Source organism: Xanthobacter sp. NM-59, assembly GCF_021401125.1.
Taxonomy (GTDB): domain Bacteria; phylum Pseudomonadota; class Alphaproteobacteria; order Rhizobiales; family Xanthobacteraceae; genus Xanthobacter.
On the sequence record NZ_JACBFQ010000033.1, the window covers coordinates 1 to 626 of the forward strand.

General features: G+C 66.0%; 1 protein-coding gene. It reads left to right on the plus strand.

The features are described from left to right. The coding region (locus L0966_RS22170) for a bile acid:sodium symporter (protein ID WP_234054273.1) at positions 1-626 on the plus strand (626 nt) is incomplete at both ends.

The following is a 626-nucleotide window of genomic DNA, read 5'->3' on the forward strand; positions in this document are numbered from 1 at the left end:
ATCGGCGTCATCTTCTTCCTCTATGGCGTGTCGCTCGCCACCCGGCGGCTGCTGGAGAGCGCGACCCGCTGGCAGCTGCACCTGGTGGTGCAGCTCGCCACCTTCGCGCTGTTCCCGCTGGTGGTGGTGCTGGCCATGCCGCTCATCAACCGGCTGATGCCGGAGGAAGTGGGCATCGGCTTCTTCTTCCTGGCGGCGCTGCCGTCCACGGTGTCGTCGTCGGTGGCGATGACGTCGCTGGCCAAGGGCAATGTGCCGGTGGCCATCTTCAACGCCTCGATCTCCTCGCTGATCGGCGTGTTCGTCACGCCGCTGCTGATGGCGTGGTACCTGCACGCAACCGGCGGCTCCATGGCGCTGGGCGATGTGATCGTGAAGCTCATCATGATCGTCATCCTGCCGCTGGTGGTGGGCCAGCTGGTGCGCCCGCTGCTGCTGTCGTTCGTGGAGAAGCACAAGCTGATCGTGAAGATCGCGGACCGGGCGGTGATCCTGGCGATCGTCTACAACGCGTTCTGCGACAGTGTCGCGGAAGGGGTGTGGAGCGGGCACAGCGCGCTGCTGCTGATCGGCATGGTGGCGGGTGTGGGGCTGCTGTTCGCGGTGGTGTACTGGCTGCTGGGGCT